This window comes from Sabulibacter ruber (assembly GCF_017355955.1).
Taxonomy (GTDB): Bacteria; Bacteroidota; Bacteroidia; order Cytophagales; family Hymenobacteraceae; genus Nibribacter; species Nibribacter ruber_A.
Map to the genome: position 1 here is coordinate 1 of NZ_JAFFID010000059.1, position 325 is coordinate 325.

Sequence of the window (325 nt, forward strand, 5' to 3'; positions counted from 1 at the left end):
CTGACGCGGGCGCGAGCCGTTGCGGTGGGTGGTGCGCGTGTCGCTGCGCTCATGCCGGGCGGCGCCGATCAGCGCCTCGACCTCGAAGTCCATCAGCCGGTGCAGCGTGTGCTCGGCGATGGCGCGCAGGAAATCGCCATCCGTGCTCTTCTGGATCTGCTCGATCAGTGCCATTCTGTCGTCGGTCATCGTGGTGTCCTTGGTCGTGTGGGTTGCTGCCCGGTTCGATGAGACAGCTGGCTGCGGTAAAATGAACCGCAACCGGAGGTCAGAAGATGAACGAGGAACAGGGGCGTAAGCCCGAGGGGGCGCCGGAGCGCGCCCA

At 65.8% G+C, this 325-nt stretch carries 1 protein-coding gene; it reads right to left on the reverse strand.

Features of this window, described 5'->3' with window-relative positions:
* A partial coding sequence (locus JT719_RS24440; protein WP_278251900.1) for a transposase occupies nucleotides 1-189 on the reverse strand: 189 nt, incomplete at its 3' end.
* Between the last annotated feature and the right edge of the window lie 136 nt (nucleotides 190-325).